Genomic DNA, 18,057 nt, shown 5'->3' on the forward strand with positions numbered 1-18,057 from the left:
ATATTTTATATTTTTTTTCATAATATTAATTGTTAATTATTTAAAATTTCACTCTTACTCCCATAGTAATAGTCGTAGCTGGGGCATATATCCTACGTGCAGATCCACCTGCTTCTCTCAGAGACGGGTTAAAACCTTGTCTAGCAGTCTGAATAAATAAGTTATCGCCAGAAACCCATAAGTTAACAGCATCTAAACCTGTTTTACTTAAGAAATTACTAGGTACTGTATATCCAACTCTTGCATTGTTTAACGCAATAAAATCAGTACTTGTAATAAAACGTGTAGATTGAGATGCAATGTTTAAAACAAATGTTTCGGCTAAAATAGGAACATCTGTTATATCTCCAGGTTTTTGCCATCTTTGAGCAATGTCTTTATGTAAGTTATTATTGTTATTAGACGCCATTGTCTCAGCATATTGAGAATCATAAGCATAACCACCCAAACTATAAGTGAATTGAGTAGAGAAATCAAAATTCTTAATTCTTCCATTTATTCTAAAAGCACCTCTTACGTCAGGTATAAATGATTTATTTACAAATACCTGTGTTGCATCGGAATATGTTTTAGTTGTAGTCTTTTTTATGTTTGCTCCTGGCACTAACTTTCTATATTCAAATAGTGTAACTGATGTATTTTCTGACGCTAAAGCCCCACCAGTTCCATCTGTTGAAAAATCTGCTTCATTAGCGTCTAAAACACCATTATCGTTGGCATCATCATAATATTGATTCCAAGTAGGCATACCATCATTAGGGTCAACTCCAGCCCATTCTCTCATCCAAAAATCGAATATAGACTTACCTTTAGCAAATGCAAATGCTCCATCTGTACTTGAATTTGAATCAATGATTTTATTAGTTCCAGTAGATACCTCTATTGGCATTTCAAGTAACTCATTCTGTAGGATTTCACCGTTTATTGAAAAGTTTAAAGAAAAATCTTCTTTTTCTATAATATGAGATGTAACTTCAAATTCAAATCCAGCATTTAAAACCTCTCCATCGTTAACTAAAACAGATGATATTCCAGCGGAAGGTCCTACCCTTCTATTAAAAAATAAACCATCTGTGTTTTTTCTATAATAGTCAAAGTTAGCATCTAAATATTTGCCTAAACTCATTTCTAGACCTCCCTGTATTTGTGTAGAGCTCTCCCATGTTAAATCAGGGTTTCCATTTAATCTTTCACTAATTGCTAATCCGCCACCTATAATAGCAGGATTAAATGTATCAAACGCTCTTGATGATGTTACTCCTTGTTGATCTCCAGTAACCCCCCATGAAGTTTTAAGTTTTAAATAAGAAATAAAACTATCTTCCATAAAAGATTCTTCACTAATTACCCAAGCTCCACCTACAGAACCAAATATACCCCACTTATCGTTGATAAATCTAGAGGAACCATCTGTTCTAATTGATCCAGTAAAGAAATATTTGCCTGCATAGTTGTAATTAACTTGGGTAAACCAAGACTCTATACCAGAGGCATCTTCAAAACCAACAGGCTCAGTAGCAACTTCTAAATAATTTGAGAAATTAGTTAATCCAGGTACAATTACATTTTGCTTAGATGCAAAACTTTCTGAGAAACTTCTTTCAAAGGTTTCATAAGCAACCAATGCATCAACAGAATGATTTCCAAAAGATTTATTAAACCTTAACATTTGTTGCATTGTTTTACTCCACCTTACTTGATCAGTAATGGATAATGTTCCATTTACTCCGCTAACTGTACCATATACATGATTGCCAATTTCTGTTCTTTTTAAGAAGGAGTAAGTTCCTCCGAATTTAGTTTCAAATGAAAAAGCATCCGAAAGTTTAAATCTAGCGAACATATTTCCATTAATAGAATGGGTATCTCTGTTATCTAAATCTAATATAGCAGATGCAATTGGGTTTAATAAGTTTGCATTAGGTCTAGATCTGTTAAACCCATTTAGGGTAGCAGTTGGTTCACCATAATCGTATTGGGCTCCACCATACACTGGATCTGGTATCAAAGTACCTGTGTTAGGAAATCTAGCAAATACGGGATAAATAGGTGGCATTTTATCTACTTGTTCAGCAACATTTTCAGAACCTACAGTTTGTCCATTGTTTAGTCTCTCAGAATATGTGTATCCTATATTAGTACCAACCTTTAACCAATCTTTAACATCAGAAGTCAGATTAAGTCTTGTGCTGTATCTTTTGAAATCAGTATTAATAACATAACCAACATCATTTAAATATCCAATTGATGCAAAATATCTAGTTTTTGCAGTACCACCACTAGCTCTTAAATTTGTTTCAGTTCTAAAACCTGTTTTAAACCCTAAATCGGCATAACGTTCAGGGGTAAAAAGTCTATTAACTCCTGGTCTAACAGATTTAGTTGTGGGGTCTATTAATGCACCAGAAGCAGCATCAGCATTCCACATATTGTAACCGACACCTGCACCAGCAGGAAAACCACTTCCTCCCTGACCGAAAAGAGACTTGTTAGCAAAGTCAACTGCATCAGTTCCTGGGGTTGTATTATCTAAAAGCCCTCTATTGTGAAGCCCCTCCCAAACGTAACCAATGTATTCTTCTGGTGATGTTAAAACGTCTAATCTAGGTATCAACTGCATGTTTACACCAGACTTAAAATCGACTTCAATAATACCATTCTCTGAAGATTTACCAGATTTTGTTGTTATTAAAACAACTCCATTAGCACCTCTAGATCCATAAATAGCTGTAGCAGTAGCATCTTTTAAGACCGTTGTACTTTCGATATCCGCTGGGTTAATAGAGTTTAATACATTACCACCAGAACCAGCTACATTACCGTTAATGTCATTTGCAATTACTGGTATACCATCGATTACATACAAAGGAGCTCTATTACCAAGAGGTGAACCATAACCTCTAATACGAATTGTTCCAACAGTACCAGGCTGACCTGAAGTATTAATAACAGTTACACCTGCAACCTCTCCTGCTAAAGCTTGGGTGACATTTGCAAAGTTTTTTGCTTCTAAATTTTCAGCTTTTATTGTTGAAGCTGTACCAGCAAAAGATTTTTTTGTAGAGGTACCATATCCTACAACTACTACTTCTTCAAGAACGTTAGCGTCTTCTTCCATTTTTGCATTAATAAAACCAGAGTTTCCAACTACTTTCTCAACAGTTTTATACCCAAGATATCTAAACACCAAAACGTCTCCAGATTTTGCTTTGATAGAATATTTACCATCAAAATTAGTTTCTGTACCTTTGTTGGTGCCTTTAATTAAAATACTAACTCCTGGTAAAGGTCCTGATTCGTCAGAGACAGTTCCAGAAATTGTTTTTTGCTGTGCAAACGAAATTTGCACTACCAACGCTAAGAATAGCGTTAAAATTCCATTAAACTTTGTTTTCATTTTATAATTATTTGAATTAATTAGTCCCAAAAGTCTTAAATAAAACTTAATTTACCAATTTTTTAACATAAAAAAGTTAATAAATTGTTAACTGAATTGTTAGTTTAGGAGTAAAATCTTGATTTCAAAAGATTTAATTTTCTTTTAAGTGCATCCTAACTTTTTGTATAGAATCTCTCTTGATGAAACTTACATACGCAATATCTTTAAAAATAATTAACCCAGTTTATAGCTAACTGTACGTTTTTTAAGGTGTTGCTTGTATTTTTTGCAATGCTTAAATTAATTTGAGAATTTTTAGAAGTAAACAAATATCCAAGACCGAAACTTAAAAGATTTTCACTTTTACTATTTGTATTAATTTTTCCAACATCTGTAATTGTATATAAATAAGATTTCTCTGTAGTTAAATACCGATATTCAATATTAAAGTAGGTGTAGTCCTTTGTAAAAATGCTTTGTTCGTTAAAACCTCTTATAGAGTTTGCACCTCCGATTCTAAACAGTTCATTTTCAATAAAAGTTGTAGAATTTAAGTACCCAGAATTATTGCGAATAAAAACTGAATTTCTATTATTAATATCAAAAATATAAGAAGCCTGTAAGAGTATTTTAAACTGATTCGAATTTTCGTTAGAACCTATTCTTCTTCCAAAGAGCGGATTTATTTCAAAATAAAACTTATTGTTTCTAAAAAAATCATTTTTTGGAATGCTAAATTGATATTTTGTCCCCAAAAAGAAATTGCTAAAAGTAGCGACATTATTATTGGGGTTGTTGATTAATTTTTCGGAATCTTCTAAGCTAAAAGTTAGTCCGATTTTAGATTTATCATTAATACTGTAATTTATAGCTGTGTTAAATTTTGTGTTGATAAAAGTTGAATCCTGTTTGTAAATAGAAAAAGAAGTTTCTGGAGAAATACTAGAATTAAAGATATAAGGGATTTCAAGCGATAGTTCGAACTCTTGTCTTTCCTCGCCAATACGATTCCAAAACAAATTTAAATTTTCACCTGTATTTAAAAAGTTGCTTAATTTTAAATCGATATGACCATTAAAAAGCAACTTGCCATTTTCTTTTGAAGCAAAATTAACAAGCCCATCAAAACTACTAGCATTCTTTTTTTTGAGGTATATATATATGTAGGTAGAATCTTTAGAAAATAGTACCTCAGGAGGTTTAATTTTCTCCGCGAAATTCAGGTTTTTAGAAAGTTCTTCAATTTTTTTCAGTTTATTTTTGTTGAAGGTGGTATTTTGTTTTATGTTGAAGAAGTTTTTAATAAATGATTTCGGAAAATCGTCATAACCTTTTACAAATACTTTGTTAATTGTTCTTTTTTGAGACTCTTTAATAATTAAAGTTCCGTAAAGATTTTTATTTTCGATTTTTACCTCTCTTAGTGTTACTTTGGAAAATGATTTTCCTTTTTTTTCTAAGTCTATAGAGAATTGATGTAGTGTTTCTTGAAGTTTTTCAATAGGAATTGTTAGTTTGTTATCTTTAAAATTAAATTCTTTTATTGGTGTTGTTGGTAAATTATTTAGGGTTAAAATCGCATTTTCAATTTTTGTGTTTAATTGAAAAAAAGCAGTAAAATTATAATCACTTTTAGAAATACTGTCTATAATATGTGTAAAATACCCAATTTTGTTTAAATAAGAAGAAATTTTATCTAACTCATTATATATACTTAAACTGTCTTTGTGTTTTTTTTGATATTCAATTGTATTTAAAATGAAAAAATCTGAACGTTTTTTTGAAGATAATTTTAAGGTATAATCTTGAGAAAATAACGAGTTGAAAATACATGTTAGAGGAAATAGAAAGAAAAGTATTGTGAATTTAAACTTCAAAATTAGTAATTAATAGTTGTTCAAAAGTAGGTTAAAATCAGAAAAAAACACAAATAAATACTCTTTTTGAAAAAATAACTTACTGATAATTGAATAATTAGAAATTAATCGTACATTTGCGCACTCTTAAAAAGAGACAATGTTTAATATAAACGAAAAACAGTAATTATTTAGTATGCCAACTATTCAACAATTAGTTCGTAAAGGAAGAACCAAAATAACTAAGAAGAGTAAATCGGCTGCTTTGTCGTCTTGTCCTCAAAGACGTGGAGTTTGTACTCGTGTTTATACTACTACACCAAAGAAACCTAATTCAGCAATGCGTAAAGTTGCCAGAGTTAGATTAACAAATGGTAACGAGATAAACGCATACATTCCAGGTGAAGGACATAACTTACAAGAGCACTCGATAGTATTAGTTAGAGGTGGAAGGGTAAAAGATTTGCCAGGAGTTAAGTATCACGTAGTACGTGGTGCATTAGATACTGCAGGAGTTGAGGGTAGAACCCAACGTAGATCTAAGTATGGAGCAAAGCGCCCAAAAAAGTAAATTAGTAACTTTTTTAATGTAAAGACATGAGAAAAAGAGCAGCAAAAAAAAGAGTCTTATTACCAGATCCAAAATTTAACGATCAGTTAGTAACACGTTTTGTAAATAACTTAATGTGGAGTGGTAAGAAGTCAGTAGCGTTCAAAGTGTTTTATGATGCGTTAGACATCGTAGAAGAAAGAAAAGGAGAAGGCGAAGAAAAATCGGCTTTAGAAATTTGGAAAGAAGGTTTGTCAAATGTAATGCCTCACGTAGAAGTAAGATCTCGTAGAGTAGGTGGTGCAACATTTCAAATTCCAATGCAAATTAGACCAGACCGTAAAGTATCTATGGCGATTAAATGGATGATTTTATACACCCGTAAAAGAAACGAAAAAACAATGGCACAGCGTTTAGCTGCTGAGATTTTAGCCGCGGCTAAAGAAGAAGGAGCCGCTGTTAAGAAGCGTACAGATACTCACAAAATGGCAGAAGCGAACAAAGCATTCTCTCACTTTAGATTTTAATAGAAATGGCTAGAGATTTAAAATATACAAGAAATATTGGTATTGCAGCACATATAGATGCTGGTAAAACCACAACTACAGAACGTGTATTGTACTATACAGGAGTTTCTCATAAAATTGGAGAAGTTCATGATGGTGCAGCTACAATGGACTGGATGGAACAAGAGCAAGAAAGAGGTATTACCATTACTTCTGCTGCAACAACTTGTACATGGCAGTTTCCTTTAGAAAACGCACAACCAACTCCAGAAACAAAAGGATATCACTTTAATATAATCGATACTCCTGGTCACGTAGATTTTACTGTTGAAGTAAACAGATCTTTACGTGTATTAGACGGTTTAGTTTTCTTGTTTTCGGCTGTTGATGGTGTTGAGCCTCAATCTGAAACAAACTGGAGATTAGCAGACAACTATAAAGTACCAAGAATTGGTTTCGTTAATAAAATGGATCGCCAAGGATCAGACTTTTTAGCAGTTTGCCAGCAGGTAAAAGACATGTTAAAATCAAACGCAGTACCAATTGTATTAAATATTGGTGATGAGGCTGATTTTAAAGGTATTATCGATTTAGTAAAAAACCGTGCTATAGTTTGGCACGACGAAACTCAAGGAGCAACTTTCGATGTAATTGAAATCCCTGAGGATATGAAAGAAGAAGCTCGTAAATATCGTGCACTTTTAATTGAGGAAGTTGCAAGTTACGACGAGAATCTTTTAGAAAAATTCATGGAAGACGAAGATTCTATTACAGAAGAAGAAGTGCATGCTGCACTTAGAGCTGCTGTAATGGATATGGCAATTATTCCTATGATTTGTGGTTCTGCATTTAAAAATAAAGGGGTACAGTTTCTTTTAGATGCTGTTTGTCGTTATTTGCCTTCACCTTTAGATAAAGAAGGTATTGTAGGTGTTAATCCAGATACAGGTAACGAAGAATTACGTAAACCAGATGTAAAAGAGCCTTTTGCTGCTTTGGCATTTAAAATTGCAACAGACCCTTTTGTTGGTCGTTTGGCATTTTTTAGAGCATATTCTGGTCGTTTAGATGCAGGTTCTTATGTGTTAAATAATCGTTCAGGTAAGAAAGAACGTATCTCACGTATTTATCAAATGCATGCAAACAAACAAAATGCTATCGATTATATCGAAGCCGGAGATATTGGGGCTGCTGTAGGATTTAAATCGATTAAAACAGGAGACACTCTATCTGCAGAAAAGCATCCAATTATTTTAGAATCTATGGATTTTCCAGATCCAGTAATTGGTATTGCCGTTGAACCTAAAACAAAGGCAGACGTAGATAAATTAGGGATAGGACTTGGTAAATTGGCAGAAGAAGATCCAACATTTACAGTTAGAACAGACGAAGCTTCAGGACAAACAATTATATCTGGAATGGGGGAGTTGCATTTAGATGTAATTGTAGATCGTTTAAAGCGTGAATTTAAAGTAGAGGTTAACCAAGGGCAACCACAAGTAGAATATAAAGAGGCTATTACAGCTTCTGCAGATCATAGAGAAGTTTATAAAAAGCAATCTGGTGGTCGTGGTAAATTTGCAGACATTGTATTTACAATAGAACCTGCAGACGAAGGTGTTCAAGGTTTACAGTTTGAGTCTATCATTAAAGGTGGTAACGTTCCTAAAGAATTTATACCTTCTATCGAAAAAGGATTTGTAGAAGCTATGAAAAATGGTCCTTTAGCAGGTTACGAAATGGATTCTATGAAAGTTACCTTAAAAGATGGTTCTTTTCACGCGGTAGATTCAGATCAATTATCTTTCGAATTGGCTGCAAAACTAGGATTTAAAGCTGCTGCAAAAGCTGCAAAAGCAAAAATCATGGAGCCAATAATGAAATTAGAGGTATTAACTCCTGAAGAAAACATGGGAGATATCGTTGGAGATTTAAACAGAAGAAGAGGTCAAGTAAACGATATGTCCGATAGAGCAGGGTCTAAAGTTGTAAAGGCATTAGTGCCATTATCAGAAATGTTTGGTTACGTTACTGCTTTAAGAACAATGTCTTCTGGTAGAGCAACCTCTACGATGGAATTTTCGCACTATGCAGAAACCCCATCCAATGTATCTGAAGAAGTAATTGCAAAAGCAAACGGATAATCTACTAAAACAATTAAGATGAGTCAAAAAATTAGAATAAAATTAAAGTCTTACGATTACAACTTAGTAGACAAGTCTGCCGAGAAAATTGTAAAGACGGTAAAAAGTACTGGCGCTGTTGTAAACGGACCAATACCATTACCAACACATAAAAAGATTTTTACAGTATTACGTTCTCCACACGTAAACAAAAAATCTAGAGAGCAATTTCAATTATCTGCTTACAAAAGATTATTAGACATTTATAGTTCTTCTTCGAAAACTATCGATGCTTTAATGAAACTTGAGTTACCAAGTGGTGTTGAAGTTGAAATTAAAGTGTAATAAAACGTAGCTTTTTATTCAAAAGTTTTAGTTAAAAACACTCCGAATTTGTTTCGGAATCTCAAAAAAATAAAAGTAGTTAAACTAACTTTCGGTTTAATTTTGTTAAACCGAAAGTTTTTTCTACTTTTGCAACCCGAAATAGAGTAGGGTACAACTATTTTTGAAGTAAAATTCAATAATAGCACATGTCCAGAGCGTTTCGCAAAGGAAAAACGGTAAAAACAAATTCAGCGTTGAAAGTGTTTTTGCGCTGTTTTTTTTGAACAAAACTCAAAGGATTTTAAATCGAAACATTCGTTTCAAACAAAAAGTATTAATAGACGCGCTGGATAAAATATCTAACGTCTTAAAATTAACAAAATGTCTGGGTTAATAGGAAGAAAAATTGGAATGACCAGCTTATTTGATGAAAACGGGAAGAACATTCCTTGTACAGTAATCGAAGCAGGTCCTTGCGTTGTTACCCAAGTCAGAACCGAAGAGGTTGACGGCTACAATGCGTTGCAACTTGGTTTCGATGACAAAAAGGCAAAGAGTTCTAACAAAGCGTTAGACGGTCACTTTAAAAAAGCTGGCACCACTGCTAAGAAAAAAGTCGTTGAATTCCAAGGGTTTGAACAAGAGTATAAATTAGGAGATTCTATCACAGTAGATCACTTTACTGAAGGAGAATTTGTTGATGTATCTGGTGTATCAAAAGGTAAAGGTTTTCAAGGAGTTGTAAAACGTCACGGTTTTGGTGGGGTTGGGCAAGCCACTCACGGTCAGCATAATAGATTAAGAGCCCCTGGTTCAATCGGTGCTGCATCTTATCCTGCAAGAGTATTCAAAGGAATGCGAATGGCAGGTAGAATGGGTGGAGATAAAGTGAAAGTACAAAACTTAAGAGTATTAAAAGTAGTTGCTGAAAAGAACTTACTTGTTGTTAAAGGAGCAGTTCCTGGACACAAAAATGCTTTTGTAACTATTCAGAAATAATGAAAGTAGCAGTTTTAGATATTACAGGAAAAGATACAGGTAGAAAAGTAGAGCTTTCTAAAGATGTATTTGGTGTAGAACCTAACAATCATGCAATTTATTTAGATGTAAAGCAATACTTGGCAAATCAAAGACAAGGAACGCACAAATCTAAAGAAAGAGCAGAAATTGCAGGTTCAACAAGAAAGATAAAAAAACAAAAAGGAACTGGTACTGCAAGAGCAGGTTCTATCAAGTCTGGTGTTTTTAGAGGTGGAGGTCGTATGTTTGGACCAAAACCAAGAAATTATTCTTTTAAATTGAATAAAAACTTAAAGCGTTTGGCACGTAAATCGGCTTTAAGTATTCAAGCAAACGATAAGAATTTAGTAGTAATTGAAGATTTTAACTTTGATACTCCAAAGACAAAAAACTTTGTAGATGTATTAAAAGCATTAGAATTAGATACTAAAAAATCTTTGTTTGTATTAAGTGACGAAAATGCAAATGTGTATTTATCATCACGTAACTTAAAAAACTCTAAAGTAGTAAAAGCTTCAGAAATTAATACTTATGGCGTATTAAACGCTAACAAAGTTGTCATTACAGAAGGTTCTTTAGAAGGAATTAATTCAAATTTAAGCAAATAGGGATTCGAAATGAGTATTTTAATAAAACCTATTATTACGGAAAAAGCGACAAACGATAGCGAACTATACAATCGTTATACATTTGTTGTAGATAAAAAAGCTAATAAGTTAGAAATTAAAGATGCTGTTGAAGCGGCTTACGGAGTTTCTATCTCTAGCGTTAAGACTTTAAATTATCCAATTCAAAGAAACACAAAGTTTACTAAAAAAGGTTTGGTAACAGGGGTAAAGAGTGGGTATAAGAAAGCTATCGTTCAATTAGCAGAAGGAGAAAGCATTGATTTTTATAACAATCTTTAAGAAAAGACAAAAATGTCAGTTAGAAAATTAAAACCAATAACACCAGGTCAGCGTTTTAGAGTTGTAAATGGGTTCGACACCATCACAACTGATAAGCCGGAGAAAAGTTTACTTGCTCCGAAAAAACGATCTGGAGGTCGAAACAATCAGGGAAGAATGACAACACGTAATATTGGTGGAGGTCATAAACAAAAATATCGTATTATCGATTTTAAAAGAGATAAACAAGGTGTTCCTGCAACAGTAAAAACTATAGAGTACGATCCAAATCGTACAGCATTTATTGCTTTACTTAGTTATGCTGATGGTGAAAAACGTTATGTAATTGCACAAAACGGTTTAAAAGTAGGTCAAACTATTATAGCAGGTAACGATGTTGCTCCAGAAATTGGAAACGCAATGCCGTTAAGTGAAATTCCTTTAGGAACTACAATTTCTTGTATAGAGTTACGTCCAGGTCAAGGTGCTGTTATGGCACGTTCTGCTGGTTCTTTTGCTCAATTAATGGCAAGAGATGGTAAGTATGCAACTGTAAAATTACCTTCAGGTGAAACAAGATTAATCTTGTTAACTTGTATGGCTACGATTGGAGTTGTATCTAATTCAGATCACCAATTATTAGTTTCTGGTAAAGCAGGTAGATCTAGATGGTTAGGAAAAAGACCTAGAACAAACGCTGTAAGAATGAACCCTGTAGATCACCCAATGGGTGGTGGTGAAGGGCGTTCTTCTGGAGGTCATCCAAGATCAAGAAATGGTATTCCTGCAAAAGGATTCAAGACTAGATCTAAAACCAAAGCTAGTAATAAGTACATTTTAGAACGTAGAAAGAAATAATAAGTTATGGCAAGATCATTAAAAAAAGGACCTTACGTTCACTATAAATTAGAGAAAAAAGTGTTAGCTAATGTAGAGGCTGGTAACAAAACAGTAATTAAAACTTGGTCTAGGGCAAGTATGATTACACCAGATTTTGTAGGACAAACAATTGCAGTTCATAACGGACGTCAGTTTGTACCAGTATATGTTACAGAAAACATGGTAGGGCATAAATTAGGCGAATTTTCACCAACTCGTTCTTTCAGAGGACATGCTGGTGCAAAAAATAAAGGAAAAAAATAGTAGGCAATGGGAGTTCGTAAAAAAAATATGGCAGATCAGTTAAAAGCAGATAGAAAGCAACGCGCTTTCGCGAAGCTTACTAACTGCCCTACATCACCAAGAAAAATGCGTTTAGTAGCGGATCAAATTAGAGGAGTTGAAGTTGAAAAAGCTTTACAAATCTTAAAATTTAGTCCAAAAGAAGCATCTATAAACTTAGAAAAATTGTTACTGTCTGCAATTGCAAACTGGCAAGCTAAGAACGAAGACGCAGTTATTGAAGATGCAGGATTATTCGTAAAAACTATTTGTGTAGATAGCGCAGGAATGTTAAAAAGATTAAGACCAGCTCCACAAGGGCGTGCTCATAGAATTCGTAAGCGTTCTAATCATGTTACCTTAGAGTTAGGAAGTAAAAATTTAAGCAATTAATCGAAGTAGATATGGGACAAAAAACAAATCCAATAGGAAATCGTTTAGGAATCATTAGAGGTTGGGAATCTAACTGGTATGGTGGAAATGACTATGGAGATAAAATTGCTGAAGATGATAAGATAAGAAAGTATATTCATGCAAGATTATCAAAAGCAAGCGTATCAAGAGTAATTATCGAACGTACTTTAAAACTTGTAACCGTTACTATCACTACTGCTAGACCTGGTATTATTATCGGTAAAGGTGGGCAAGAGGTAGACAAGTTAAAAGAAGAACTTAAGAAAATTACAGGTAAAGAAGTTCAAATTAATATTTTTGAGATTAAACGTCCAGAATTAGATGCAAGATTAGTTGCAACTAGTGTTGCGCGTCAAATCGAGAATAGAATTTCTTATAAAAGAGCTATTAAAATGGCAATCGCTGCAACAATGCGTATGAATGCAGAAGGAATTAAAATTCAAATTTCAGGCCGTTTAAATGGTGCTGAGATGGCACGTTCAGAGCATTTTAAAGAAGGTAGAATTCCTCTTTCTACTTTTAGAGCAGATATCGATTATGCATTAGTAGAAGCACATACTACATACGGAAGACTAGGCGTTAAGGTATGGATTATGAAAGGTGAGGTTTATGGTAAAAGAGAATTATCTCCATTAGTAGGATTGTCTAAGAAACAATCTGGTTCTAAGGGTGGTGATAGAGCTAAACGCCAACCTCGTAGAAGAAAATAATTTTTAAAATTAGAAATTAAAAATGTTACAGCCAAAAAGAGTAAAATACCGTAAGGTACAGAAGGCGAAAGGAAATATGACAGGTATTTCTGGTAGAGGAAATCAACTTTCTAATGGAATGTTTGGTATCAAATCTTTAGATCAAAACCTGTTAACTTCTCGTCAAATAGAAGCAGCTCGTATCGCGGCTACTCGTTATATGAAAAGAGAAGGGCAGTTATGGATTAAAATATTTCCAGACAAGCCTATTACAAAAAAGCCTTTAGAGGTTCGTATGGGTAAAGGTAAAGGAGCACCAGACCATTTCGTTGCAGTTATTAAACCAGGTAGAATTTTGTTCGAAGTTGGTGGAGTACCAATGAATGTTGCAAAAGAGGCATTACGTTTAGCCGCTCAAAAACTTCCTGTAAGAACGAAGTTTGTAATCGCAAGAGACTTTGATATTAACGCTTAATTCTAGAAAAAATGAAACAATCAGAAATAAAAGAATTATCTACAGCAGATCTTAACGAAAAGCTTGGAGCGTTGCAAAAGAATTATACCGATCTTAAGATGGCACATGCCATAACTCCAATGGAAAACCCATTGCAGTTAAGAAGCTTAAGAAGAACTGTAGCAAGAATTGCAACAGAATTAACAAATAGAGAATTACAATAATTCTATAGTCAATTTTAAAGATGGAAAAAAGAAATCTTAGAAAAGAGAGAATTGGTGTTGTATCTAGTAACAAAATGGAAAAATCTATTGTTGTTGCAGAAACTAAAAGAGTTAAGCACCCAATGTACGGAAAGTTCGTATTAAAGACGAAGAAGTACGTTGCACACGACGAACAGAATGATTGCAACGAAGGAGATACCGTTAGAATCATGGAAACAAGACCTATGAGTAAATCTAAACGTTGGAGATTAGTAGAAATCCTAGAAAGAGCTAAATAATATGTTACAGACAGAATCAAGATTAAAAGTCGCAGATAATACTGGAGCAAAAGAAGTTTTAGTAATTAGAGTTTTAGGAGGTACAAAAAAACGTTACGCAAGTATTGGAGACAAAATTGTAGTATCAGTTAAATCTGCAACTCCTAACGGAACTGTAAAAAAAGGTCAAGTATCTAGAGCAGTTGTTGTAAGAACAAAAAAAGAAGTAAGACGTAAAGACGGGTCATATATTAGATTTGATGACAATGCTTGTGTACTTTTAAACCCTACAGAGGAAATGAGAGGTACACGTGTATTTGGTCCAGTTGCACGTGAACTTCGTGAGAAACAATTCATGAAAATAGTATCATTAGCACCTGAAGTGCTTTAAAATCTTATAAAATGAAGAAGTTTAAATTAAAATCAGGAGATACTGTAAAAGTAATTGCAGGAGACCATAAAGGATCTGAAGGAAAAATTTTACAAATTATCAAAGATAAAGATAGAGTACTAGTAGAAGGTGTAAACTTAGTCTCTAAGCACACAAAACCTAGCGCTCAAAGTCCTCAAGGTGGTATTGTAAAGAAAGAAGCTTCACTTCATATTTCTAACGTAATGTTAGTAGAAGACGGTGTCGCTGTAAGAGTAGGTTATAAAGTTGATGGAGATACTAAAACTAGAGTCTCTAAAAAAACTAAAAAATAAAAATAATCATGAGTTACGTACCAAGATTAAAAGCAGAATACAAAGAAAGAGTGATTAAAGCTCTTACTGAAGAATTCAGTTATAAAAATGTAATGCAAGTACCTAAATTAGAAAAAATAGTAGTTTCTAAAGGTGTGGGTGCTGCAATTGCAGATAAGAAATTAATAGATTATGCTGTAGAAGAATTGACTAAAATTACAGGTCAAAAAGCAATTTCTACAATGTCTAAAAAAGATGTTGCCGCATTTAAATTACGTAAAGGAATGCCAATTGGTGTAAAAGTTACTCTACGTGGAGACAAAATGTACGAATTCTTAGACAGACTGGTTACAGCTTCTTTACCTCGTGTAAGAGACTTTAACGGTATAAAAGCTAATGGTTTCGATGGAAGAGGTAATTACAATTTAGGTATTGCCGAACAAATCATCTACCCAGAAATAAATATTGATCAAGTGAAAAAAATCAATGGAATGGATATTACTTTTGTAACATCTGCCAACACCGATAAAGAAGCAAAATCATTATTAGGAGAATTAGGTTTACCATTCAAAAAAAATTAAGAAATGGCTAAAGAATCAATGAAAGCGCGTGAGCGCAAAAGACAACGTACTGTTGCAAAATATGCCGAAAAAAGAAAAGCTTTAAAAGAAGCTGGAGATTATGAAGCATTACAGAAATTACCAAAAAATGCATCACCAGTTAGATTGCACAACAGATGTAAATTAACTGGTCGTCCAAAAGGATACATGCGTCAGTTTGGTTTGTCTCGTGTTACGTTTCGTGAAATGGCAAATCAAGGATTAATACCAGGTGTTAGAAAAGCAAGTTGGTAGAAATCAGAAATAAAGCTTCAAAATAAAAATAGAATGTGTATCTTTGCACGCTCTATTTTTTTTGAGTATAAGAATGTTAACTGATTATAGGTTCGAATTTCACAGAGAAATCTGTAGGTACAATAGAGATTTTCGAAAACCGGAATCGCAATTTAAATAAATATGTATACAGATCCAATCGCGGATTTTCTTACAAGAGTAAGAAATGCTATCGCAGCAGGACACAGAGTAGTAGAAGTTCCAGCTTCAAATTTGAAGAAGGAAATGACTAAAATTTTGTTTGATCAAGGGTATATTTTAAGCTATCAGTTCAACGACGATAAAGTCCAAGGAACCATTAAGATTGCTTTAAAATACGACAAAGACACAAAAGAGTCAGTAATTAGAAAAATTCAACGAATCAGTACACCAGGTTTACGTAAATACGTTGGCTCAACAGAGATGCCAAGAGTATTAAACGGACTTGGAATTGCTATTGTTTCTACATCGAAAGGTGTAATGACAAACAAAAAAGCACGTCAAGAAAATGTTGGAGGAGAAGTTTTATGTTACGTTTATTAAACCTTAAGAGATGAGTAGAATAGGAAAAAATCCCATTAGCATTTCACAAGGTGTAGATGTTAATATAAAAGACAATGTTGTAACCGTAAAAGGTAAATTAGGTGAGTTAACTCAAACTATTTCAGACGGCATATCAATTAAAATTGAAGATGGTGTTATCACTTTAGATAGAGCATCCGAAAGTAAAAACCATAAAGCACAACATGGTTTAATGAGAGCTTTAATCAGTAACATGATTGAAGGTGTAAGTAAAGGCTGGACAAAAGAACTAGAATTGGTGGGTGTAGGTTATAGAGCCTCAAACCAAGGACAAAAATTAGATTTAGCTTTAGGTTTCTCTCATAATATTGTTTTAGAATTGGCTCCAGAAGTAAAAGTAGAAACAGTATCTGAGAAAGGGAAAAACCCAATCATTAAATTAACTTCATTTGACAAGCAGTTAGTAGGTCAAATAGCAGCAAAGATTCGTTCTTTTAGAGCTCCAGAACCTTACAAAGGAAAAGGAGTTAAGTTTGTTGGTGAATTATTAAGAAGAAAAGCAGGTAAATCTGCATAATATAAAGCAATATGGCATTATCAAAGCTACAAAGAAGAGCTAGAATAAAGCGTAGAATTAGAAAAATTATCTCTGGTACAGCTGTTAAACCAAGATTATCGGTTTACAGAAGTAACAAAGAAATTTACGCACAACTAGTGGACGATGTAAACGGAGTAACTTTAGCTTCAGTTTCATCTAGAGATAAAGATATAAAAGCAAGTTCTAAAATCGAAGCTGCCACTGCAGTTGGTAAAGCAATCGCAGAAAAGGCAAACAAAGTAGGTGTAGAAGCAGCTGCTTTCGATAGAAATGGTTATTTATACCATGGTAGAGTTAAAGTATTAGCAGAAGCTGCAAGAGAAGCTGGTTTAAAATTTTAAGAAATTATGCAAGGTTATAAAAACGTAGAAAGAGTTAAACCAAGCGGATTAGAGCTTGTAGATAGATTAGTAGGTGTACAACGTGTTACCAAAGTAACAAAAGGGGGTAGAGCATTTGGTTTCTCTGCCATTGTAGTAGTTGGAGATGGTAATGGAGTCGTTGGGCACGGATTAGGAAAATCTAAAGATGTTTCTTCAGCAATTGCAAAAGCAGTAGAAGATGCAAAGAAAAATTTAGTAAGAATACCAATTTTAGAAGGTACATTACCTCACGAGCAAAAAGGTAAGTTTGGTGGAGCAAAAGTTTTCATTAAACCTGCTTCTGCGGGTACAGGAGTTATTGCTGGTGGAGCTGTACGTGCGGTATTAGAATCAGTTGGGGTGCATGATGTATTATCAAAATCTCAAGGTTCTTCTAACCCTCACAATGCAGTAAAAGCAACTTTCGATGCATTATTGCAACTAAGAAGTGCAACTTCAATAGCAAAGCAGCGAGGAATTTCTTTAGAAAAAGTATTTAACGGATAAATCTAAGAACGATGGCAAAAATAAGAGTTACACAAGTAAAAAGTCAAATCGGACGCCTTCAAAATCAAAAGAGAACTTTAGAGGCACTAGGTTTACGTAGAATGAACCAAACTGTAGAACACGAGGCAACTCCTACAATTATTGGTATGGTAAATACAGTTAAACACTTAGTTTCTTACGAAGAAATTAAATAAGATATTTATAAAAAATGAGTTTACATAATTTAACACCGGCAGAAGGTTCCATTAAAAAAGGAAAAAGAATTGCGAGGGGTGAAGGATCTGGAAAAGGTGGCACCGCAACAAGAGGTCACAATGGACAGAAATCTCGTTCTGGTTATTCTAAGAAGATAGGTTTTGAAGGAGGGCAAATGCCACTTCAAAGACGTGTGCCTAAATTTGGTTTTACGAATATTAATCGTAAAGAATACCAAGGAATCAATTTAGATAAGTTACAATCTTTAGTAGATAGCGGAAAGATAACAGATACAGTTAATTTAGATATTTTAATCGCCAATAGATTGGCAAGAAAAAACGACCTAGTTAAAATACTAGGAAACGGAGAATTAAAAGCTAAATTAAACATCACTGTACATAAATTTACTGCAACTGCAAAAGCGGCTATTGAGGCTGCAGGAGGAGAAGCAGTTACTTTATAAGAAACGT

General features: G+C 33.7%; 26 protein-coding genes. 24 read left to right on the forward strand and 2 right to left on the reverse strand.

The annotated features are described in order from the left end of the window. Nucleotides 1–40 precede the first annotated feature (40 nt). Together JL193_RS12615 and JL193_RS12620 are read right to left on the reverse strand one after the other, a co-directional pair. Nucleotides 41–3,397 (reverse strand): SusC/RagA family TonB-linked outer membrane protein, encoded by a 3,357-nt coding sequence (locus tag JL193_RS12615; protein ID WP_207971147.1) that lies wholly within the window; start codon nt 3,395–3,397, stop codon nt 41–43. Nucleotides 3,398–3,603: 206 nt separating this feature from the next. After that, entirely contained in the window at nt 3,604–5,256 is a 1,653-nt protein-coding gene (locus JL193_RS12620; protein WP_207971148.1) for a BamA/TamA family outer membrane protein, read from the reverse strand. A gap of 175 nt (nt 5,257–5,431) precedes the next feature. On the opposite strand from JL193_RS12620, the gene rpsL reads away from it, so the two are divergent. From rpsL to rplO, 24 genes are all read left to right on the forward strand, one after another. After that, the gene (rpsL, locus tag JL193_RS12625) at nt 5,432–5,806 is read left to right on the forward strand and encodes a 30S ribosomal protein S12 (protein ID WP_018943587.1); all 375 of its coding nucleotides are present in this window, start codon (nt 5,432–5,434) and stop codon (nt 5,804–5,806) included. Nucleotides 5,807–5,832: 26 nt separating this feature from the next. Beyond that, nucleotides 5,833–6,312 (forward strand): 30S ribosomal protein S7, encoded by a 480-nt coding sequence (gene rpsG, locus JL193_RS12630; RefSeq protein WP_187481193.1) that lies wholly within the window; start codon nt 5,833–5,835, stop codon nt 6,310–6,312. A 5-nt stretch (nt 6,313–6,317) separates the two neighbouring features. After that, entirely contained in the window at nt 6,318–8,435 is a 2,118-nt protein-coding gene (fusA, locus tag JL193_RS12635) for an elongation factor G (protein ID WP_207971149.1), read from the forward strand. A gap of 18 nt (nt 8,436–8,453) precedes the next feature. Next, the gene (rpsJ, locus tag JL193_RS12640) at nt 8,454–8,759 is read left to right on the forward strand and encodes a 30S ribosomal protein S10 (protein ID WP_075342599.1); all 306 of its coding nucleotides are present in this window, start codon (nt 8,454–8,456) and stop codon (nt 8,757–8,759) included. A 363-nt stretch (nt 8,760–9,122) separates the two neighbouring features. Further along, nucleotides 9,123–9,740, forward strand: coding sequence for a 50S ribosomal protein L3 (gene rplC, locus JL193_RS12645; protein WP_207971150.1), 618 nt, complete (start codon nt 9,123–9,125; stop codon nt 9,738–9,740). Continuing rightward, the gene (rplD, locus tag JL193_RS12650; protein ID WP_207971151.1) at nt 9,740–10,369 is read left to right on the forward strand and encodes a 50S ribosomal protein L4; all 630 of its coding nucleotides are present in this window, start codon (nt 9,740–9,742) and stop codon (nt 10,367–10,369) included. Before rplC ends, rplD begins: the two co-directional genes overlap by 1 nt. Nucleotides 10,370–10,378: 9 nt before the next feature. Further along, nucleotides 10,379–10,669 (forward strand): 50S ribosomal protein L23, encoded by a 291-nt coding sequence (gene rplW / locus JL193_RS12655; protein ID WP_207971152.1) that lies wholly within the window; start codon nt 10,379–10,381, stop codon nt 10,667–10,669. Nucleotides 10,670–10,681: 12 nt separating this feature from the next. After that, the gene (gene rplB / locus JL193_RS12660) at nt 10,682–11,506 is read left to right on the forward strand and encodes a 50S ribosomal protein L2 (protein WP_207971153.1); all 825 of its coding nucleotides are present in this window, start codon (nt 10,682–10,684) and stop codon (nt 11,504–11,506) included. Between the two features lie 6 nt (nt 11,507–11,512). Further along, nucleotides 11,513–11,791 carry a 30S ribosomal protein S19 gene (gene rpsS / locus JL193_RS12665; RefSeq protein ID WP_015482224.1) on the forward strand — a complete coding sequence of 93 codons (279 nt, stop codon included), beginning with the start codon at nt 11,513–11,515 and terminating at the stop codon, nt 11,789–11,791. A 6-nt stretch (nt 11,792–11,797) separates the two neighbouring features. Beyond that, complete coding sequence (gene rplV, locus JL193_RS12670) at nt 11,798–12,202, forward strand: 50S ribosomal protein L22 (protein ID WP_207971154.1); 405 nt, start codon at nt 11,798–11,800, stop codon at nt 12,200–12,202. Nucleotides 12,203–12,213: 11 nt separating this feature from the next. Further along, a complete protein-coding gene (gene rpsC / locus JL193_RS12675) occupies nt 12,214–12,933 on the forward strand; it encodes a 30S ribosomal protein S3 (protein ID WP_207971155.1) in 720 nt (239 codons plus the stop codon). Nucleotides 12,934–12,955: 22 nt separating this feature from the next. After that, nucleotides 12,956–13,387, forward strand: coding sequence for a 50S ribosomal protein L16 (gene rplP / locus JL193_RS12680; protein WP_207971156.1), 432 nt, complete (start codon nt 12,956–12,958; stop codon nt 13,385–13,387). A gap of 11 nt (nt 13,388–13,398) precedes the next feature. Beyond that, nucleotides 13,399–13,590: a 50S ribosomal protein L29 gene (rpmC, locus tag JL193_RS12685; protein WP_207971157.1), complete on the forward strand. Its 192-nt coding sequence runs from the start codon at nt 13,399–13,401 to the stop codon at nt 13,588–13,590. 20 nt (nt 13,591–13,610) lie between these two features. Then, nucleotides 13,611–13,868 (forward strand): 30S ribosomal protein S17, encoded by a 258-nt coding sequence (gene rpsQ / locus JL193_RS12690; protein ID WP_065320234.1) that lies wholly within the window; start codon nt 13,611–13,613, stop codon nt 13,866–13,868. Between the two features lies 1 nt (nt 13,869). Next, nucleotides 13,870–14,238: a 50S ribosomal protein L14 gene (gene rplN / locus JL193_RS12695; RefSeq protein ID WP_015482230.1), complete on the forward strand. Its 369-nt coding sequence runs from the start codon at nt 13,870–13,872 to the stop codon at nt 14,236–14,238. Nucleotides 14,239–14,249: 11 nt separating this feature from the next. Then, the gene (gene rplX, locus JL193_RS12700; RefSeq protein WP_207971158.1) at nt 14,250–14,552 is read left to right on the forward strand and encodes a 50S ribosomal protein L24; all 303 of its coding nucleotides are present in this window, start codon (nt 14,250–14,252) and stop codon (nt 14,550–14,552) included. Between the two features lie 8 nt (nt 14,553–14,560). After that, the gene (gene rplE / locus JL193_RS12705; RefSeq protein WP_207971159.1) at nt 14,561–15,112 is read left to right on the forward strand and encodes a 50S ribosomal protein L5; all 552 of its coding nucleotides are present in this window, start codon (nt 14,561–14,563) and stop codon (nt 15,110–15,112) included. Between the two features lie 3 nt (nt 15,113–15,115). Further along, a complete protein-coding gene (gene rpsN, locus JL193_RS12710; protein WP_207971160.1) occupies nt 15,116–15,385 on the forward strand; it encodes a 30S ribosomal protein S14 in 270 nt (89 codons plus the stop codon). A gap of 162 nt (nt 15,386–15,547) precedes the next feature. Further along, the gene (gene rpsH / locus JL193_RS12715) at nt 15,548–15,946 is read left to right on the forward strand and encodes a 30S ribosomal protein S8 (protein ID WP_207971161.1); all 399 of its coding nucleotides are present in this window, start codon (nt 15,548–15,550) and stop codon (nt 15,944–15,946) included. Between the two features lie 10 nt (nt 15,947–15,956). Then, nucleotides 15,957–16,502 carry a 50S ribosomal protein L6 gene (gene rplF, locus JL193_RS12720; protein WP_207971162.1) on the forward strand — a complete coding sequence of 182 codons (546 nt, stop codon included), beginning with the start codon at nt 15,957–15,959 and terminating at the stop codon, nt 16,500–16,502. An 11-nt stretch (nt 16,503–16,513) separates the two neighbouring features. After that, entirely contained in the window at nt 16,514–16,864 is a 351-nt protein-coding gene (rplR, locus tag JL193_RS12725; RefSeq protein ID WP_207971163.1) for a 50S ribosomal protein L18, read from the forward strand. Between the two features lie 3 nt (nt 16,865–16,867). Continuing rightward, nucleotides 16,868–17,392: a 30S ribosomal protein S5 gene (gene rpsE / locus JL193_RS12730; RefSeq protein WP_207973472.1), complete on the forward strand. Its 525-nt coding sequence runs from the start codon at nt 16,868–16,870 to the stop codon at nt 17,390–17,392. Between the two features lie 11 nt (nt 17,393–17,403). Then, entirely contained in the window at nt 17,404–17,586 is a 183-nt protein-coding gene (gene rpmD, locus JL193_RS12735; RefSeq protein WP_207971164.1) for a 50S ribosomal protein L30, read from the forward strand. A 14-nt stretch (nt 17,587–17,600) separates the two neighbouring features. Further along, the gene (gene rplO, locus JL193_RS12740) at nt 17,601–18,050 is read left to right on the forward strand and encodes a 50S ribosomal protein L15 (RefSeq protein ID WP_207971165.1); all 450 of its coding nucleotides are present in this window, start codon (nt 17,601–17,603) and stop codon (nt 18,048–18,050) included. The last annotated feature ends 7 nt before the right edge of the window (nt 18,051–18,057 follow it).

This window comes from Polaribacter batillariae (assembly GCF_017498485.1).
GTDB lineage: Bacteria > Bacteroidota > Bacteroidia > Flavobacteriales > Flavobacteriaceae > Polaribacter > Polaribacter batillariae.

Excerpts from the sequence above, each read along its gene's own strand:
- rplE (WP_207971159.1), top strand. The coding sequence starts at position 14,561 with ATGAGTTACGTACCAAGATTAAAAGCAGAATACAAAGAAAGAGTGATT.
- rplC (WP_207971150.1), top strand. The coding sequence starts at position 9,123 with ATGTCTGGGTTAATAGGAAGAAAAATTGGAATGACCAGCTTATTTGAT.
- rplW (WP_207971152.1), top strand. The coding sequence starts at position 10,379 with ATGAGTATTTTAATAAAACCTATTATTACGGAAAAAGCGACAAACGAT.
- rplP (WP_207971156.1), top strand. The coding sequence starts at position 12,956 with ATGTTACAGCCAAAAAGAGTAAAATACCGTAAGGTACAGAAGGCGAAA.
- JL193_RS12615 (WP_207971147.1), bottom strand. The coding sequence starts at position 3,397 with ATGAAAACAAAGTTTAATGGAATTTTAACGCTATTCTTAGCGTTGGTA.
- fusA (WP_207971149.1), top strand. The coding sequence starts at position 6,318 with ATGGCTAGAGATTTAAAATATACAAGAAATATTGGTATTGCAGCACAT.
- rpsJ (WP_075342599.1), top strand. The coding sequence starts at position 8,454 with ATGAGTCAAAAAATTAGAATAAAATTAAAGTCTTACGATTACAACTTA.
- rpsH (WP_207971161.1), top strand. The coding sequence starts at position 15,548 with ATGTATACAGATCCAATCGCGGATTTTCTTACAAGAGTAAGAAATGCT.
- rplF (WP_207971162.1), top strand. The coding sequence starts at position 15,957 with ATGAGTAGAATAGGAAAAAATCCCATTAGCATTTCACAAGGTGTAGAT.
- rpsL (WP_018943587.1), top strand. The coding sequence starts at position 5,432 with ATGCCAACTATTCAACAATTAGTTCGTAAAGGAAGAACCAAAATAACT.
- rpmD (WP_207971164.1), top strand. The coding sequence starts at position 17,404 with ATGGCAAAAATAAGAGTTACACAAGTAAAAAGTCAAATCGGACGCCTT.
- rpsG (WP_187481193.1), top strand. The coding sequence starts at position 5,833 with ATGAGAAAAAGAGCAGCAAAAAAAAGAGTCTTATTACCAGATCCAAAA.
- rpsS (WP_015482224.1), top strand. The coding sequence starts at position 11,513 with ATGGCAAGATCATTAAAAAAAGGACCTTACGTTCACTATAAATTAGAG.
- rplB (WP_207971153.1), top strand. The coding sequence starts at position 10,682 with ATGTCAGTTAGAAAATTAAAACCAATAACACCAGGTCAGCGTTTTAGA.
- rpmC (WP_207971157.1), top strand. The coding sequence starts at position 13,399 with ATGAAACAATCAGAAATAAAAGAATTATCTACAGCAGATCTTAACGAA.
- rplR (WP_207971163.1), top strand. The coding sequence starts at position 16,514 with ATGGCATTATCAAAGCTACAAAGAAGAGCTAGAATAAAGCGTAGAATT.
- rplN (WP_015482230.1), top strand. The coding sequence starts at position 13,870 with ATGTTACAGACAGAATCAAGATTAAAAGTCGCAGATAATACTGGAGCA.
- rplO (WP_207971165.1), top strand. The coding sequence starts at position 17,601 with ATGAGTTTACATAATTTAACACCGGCAGAAGGTTCCATTAAAAAAGGA.
- rplV (WP_207971154.1), top strand. The coding sequence starts at position 11,798 with ATGGGAGTTCGTAAAAAAAATATGGCAGATCAGTTAAAAGCAGATAGA.
- rplD (WP_207971151.1), top strand. The coding sequence starts at position 9,740 with ATGAAAGTAGCAGTTTTAGATATTACAGGAAAAGATACAGGTAGAAAA.
- rpsQ (WP_065320234.1), top strand. The coding sequence starts at position 13,611 with ATGGAAAAAAGAAATCTTAGAAAAGAGAGAATTGGTGTTGTATCTAGT.
- rplX (WP_207971158.1), top strand. The coding sequence starts at position 14,250 with ATGAAGAAGTTTAAATTAAAATCAGGAGATACTGTAAAAGTAATTGCA.
- rpsC (WP_207971155.1), top strand. The coding sequence starts at position 12,214 with ATGGGACAAAAAACAAATCCAATAGGAAATCGTTTAGGAATCATTAGA.
- rpsN (WP_207971160.1), top strand. The coding sequence starts at position 15,116 with ATGGCTAAAGAATCAATGAAAGCGCGTGAGCGCAAAAGACAACGTACT.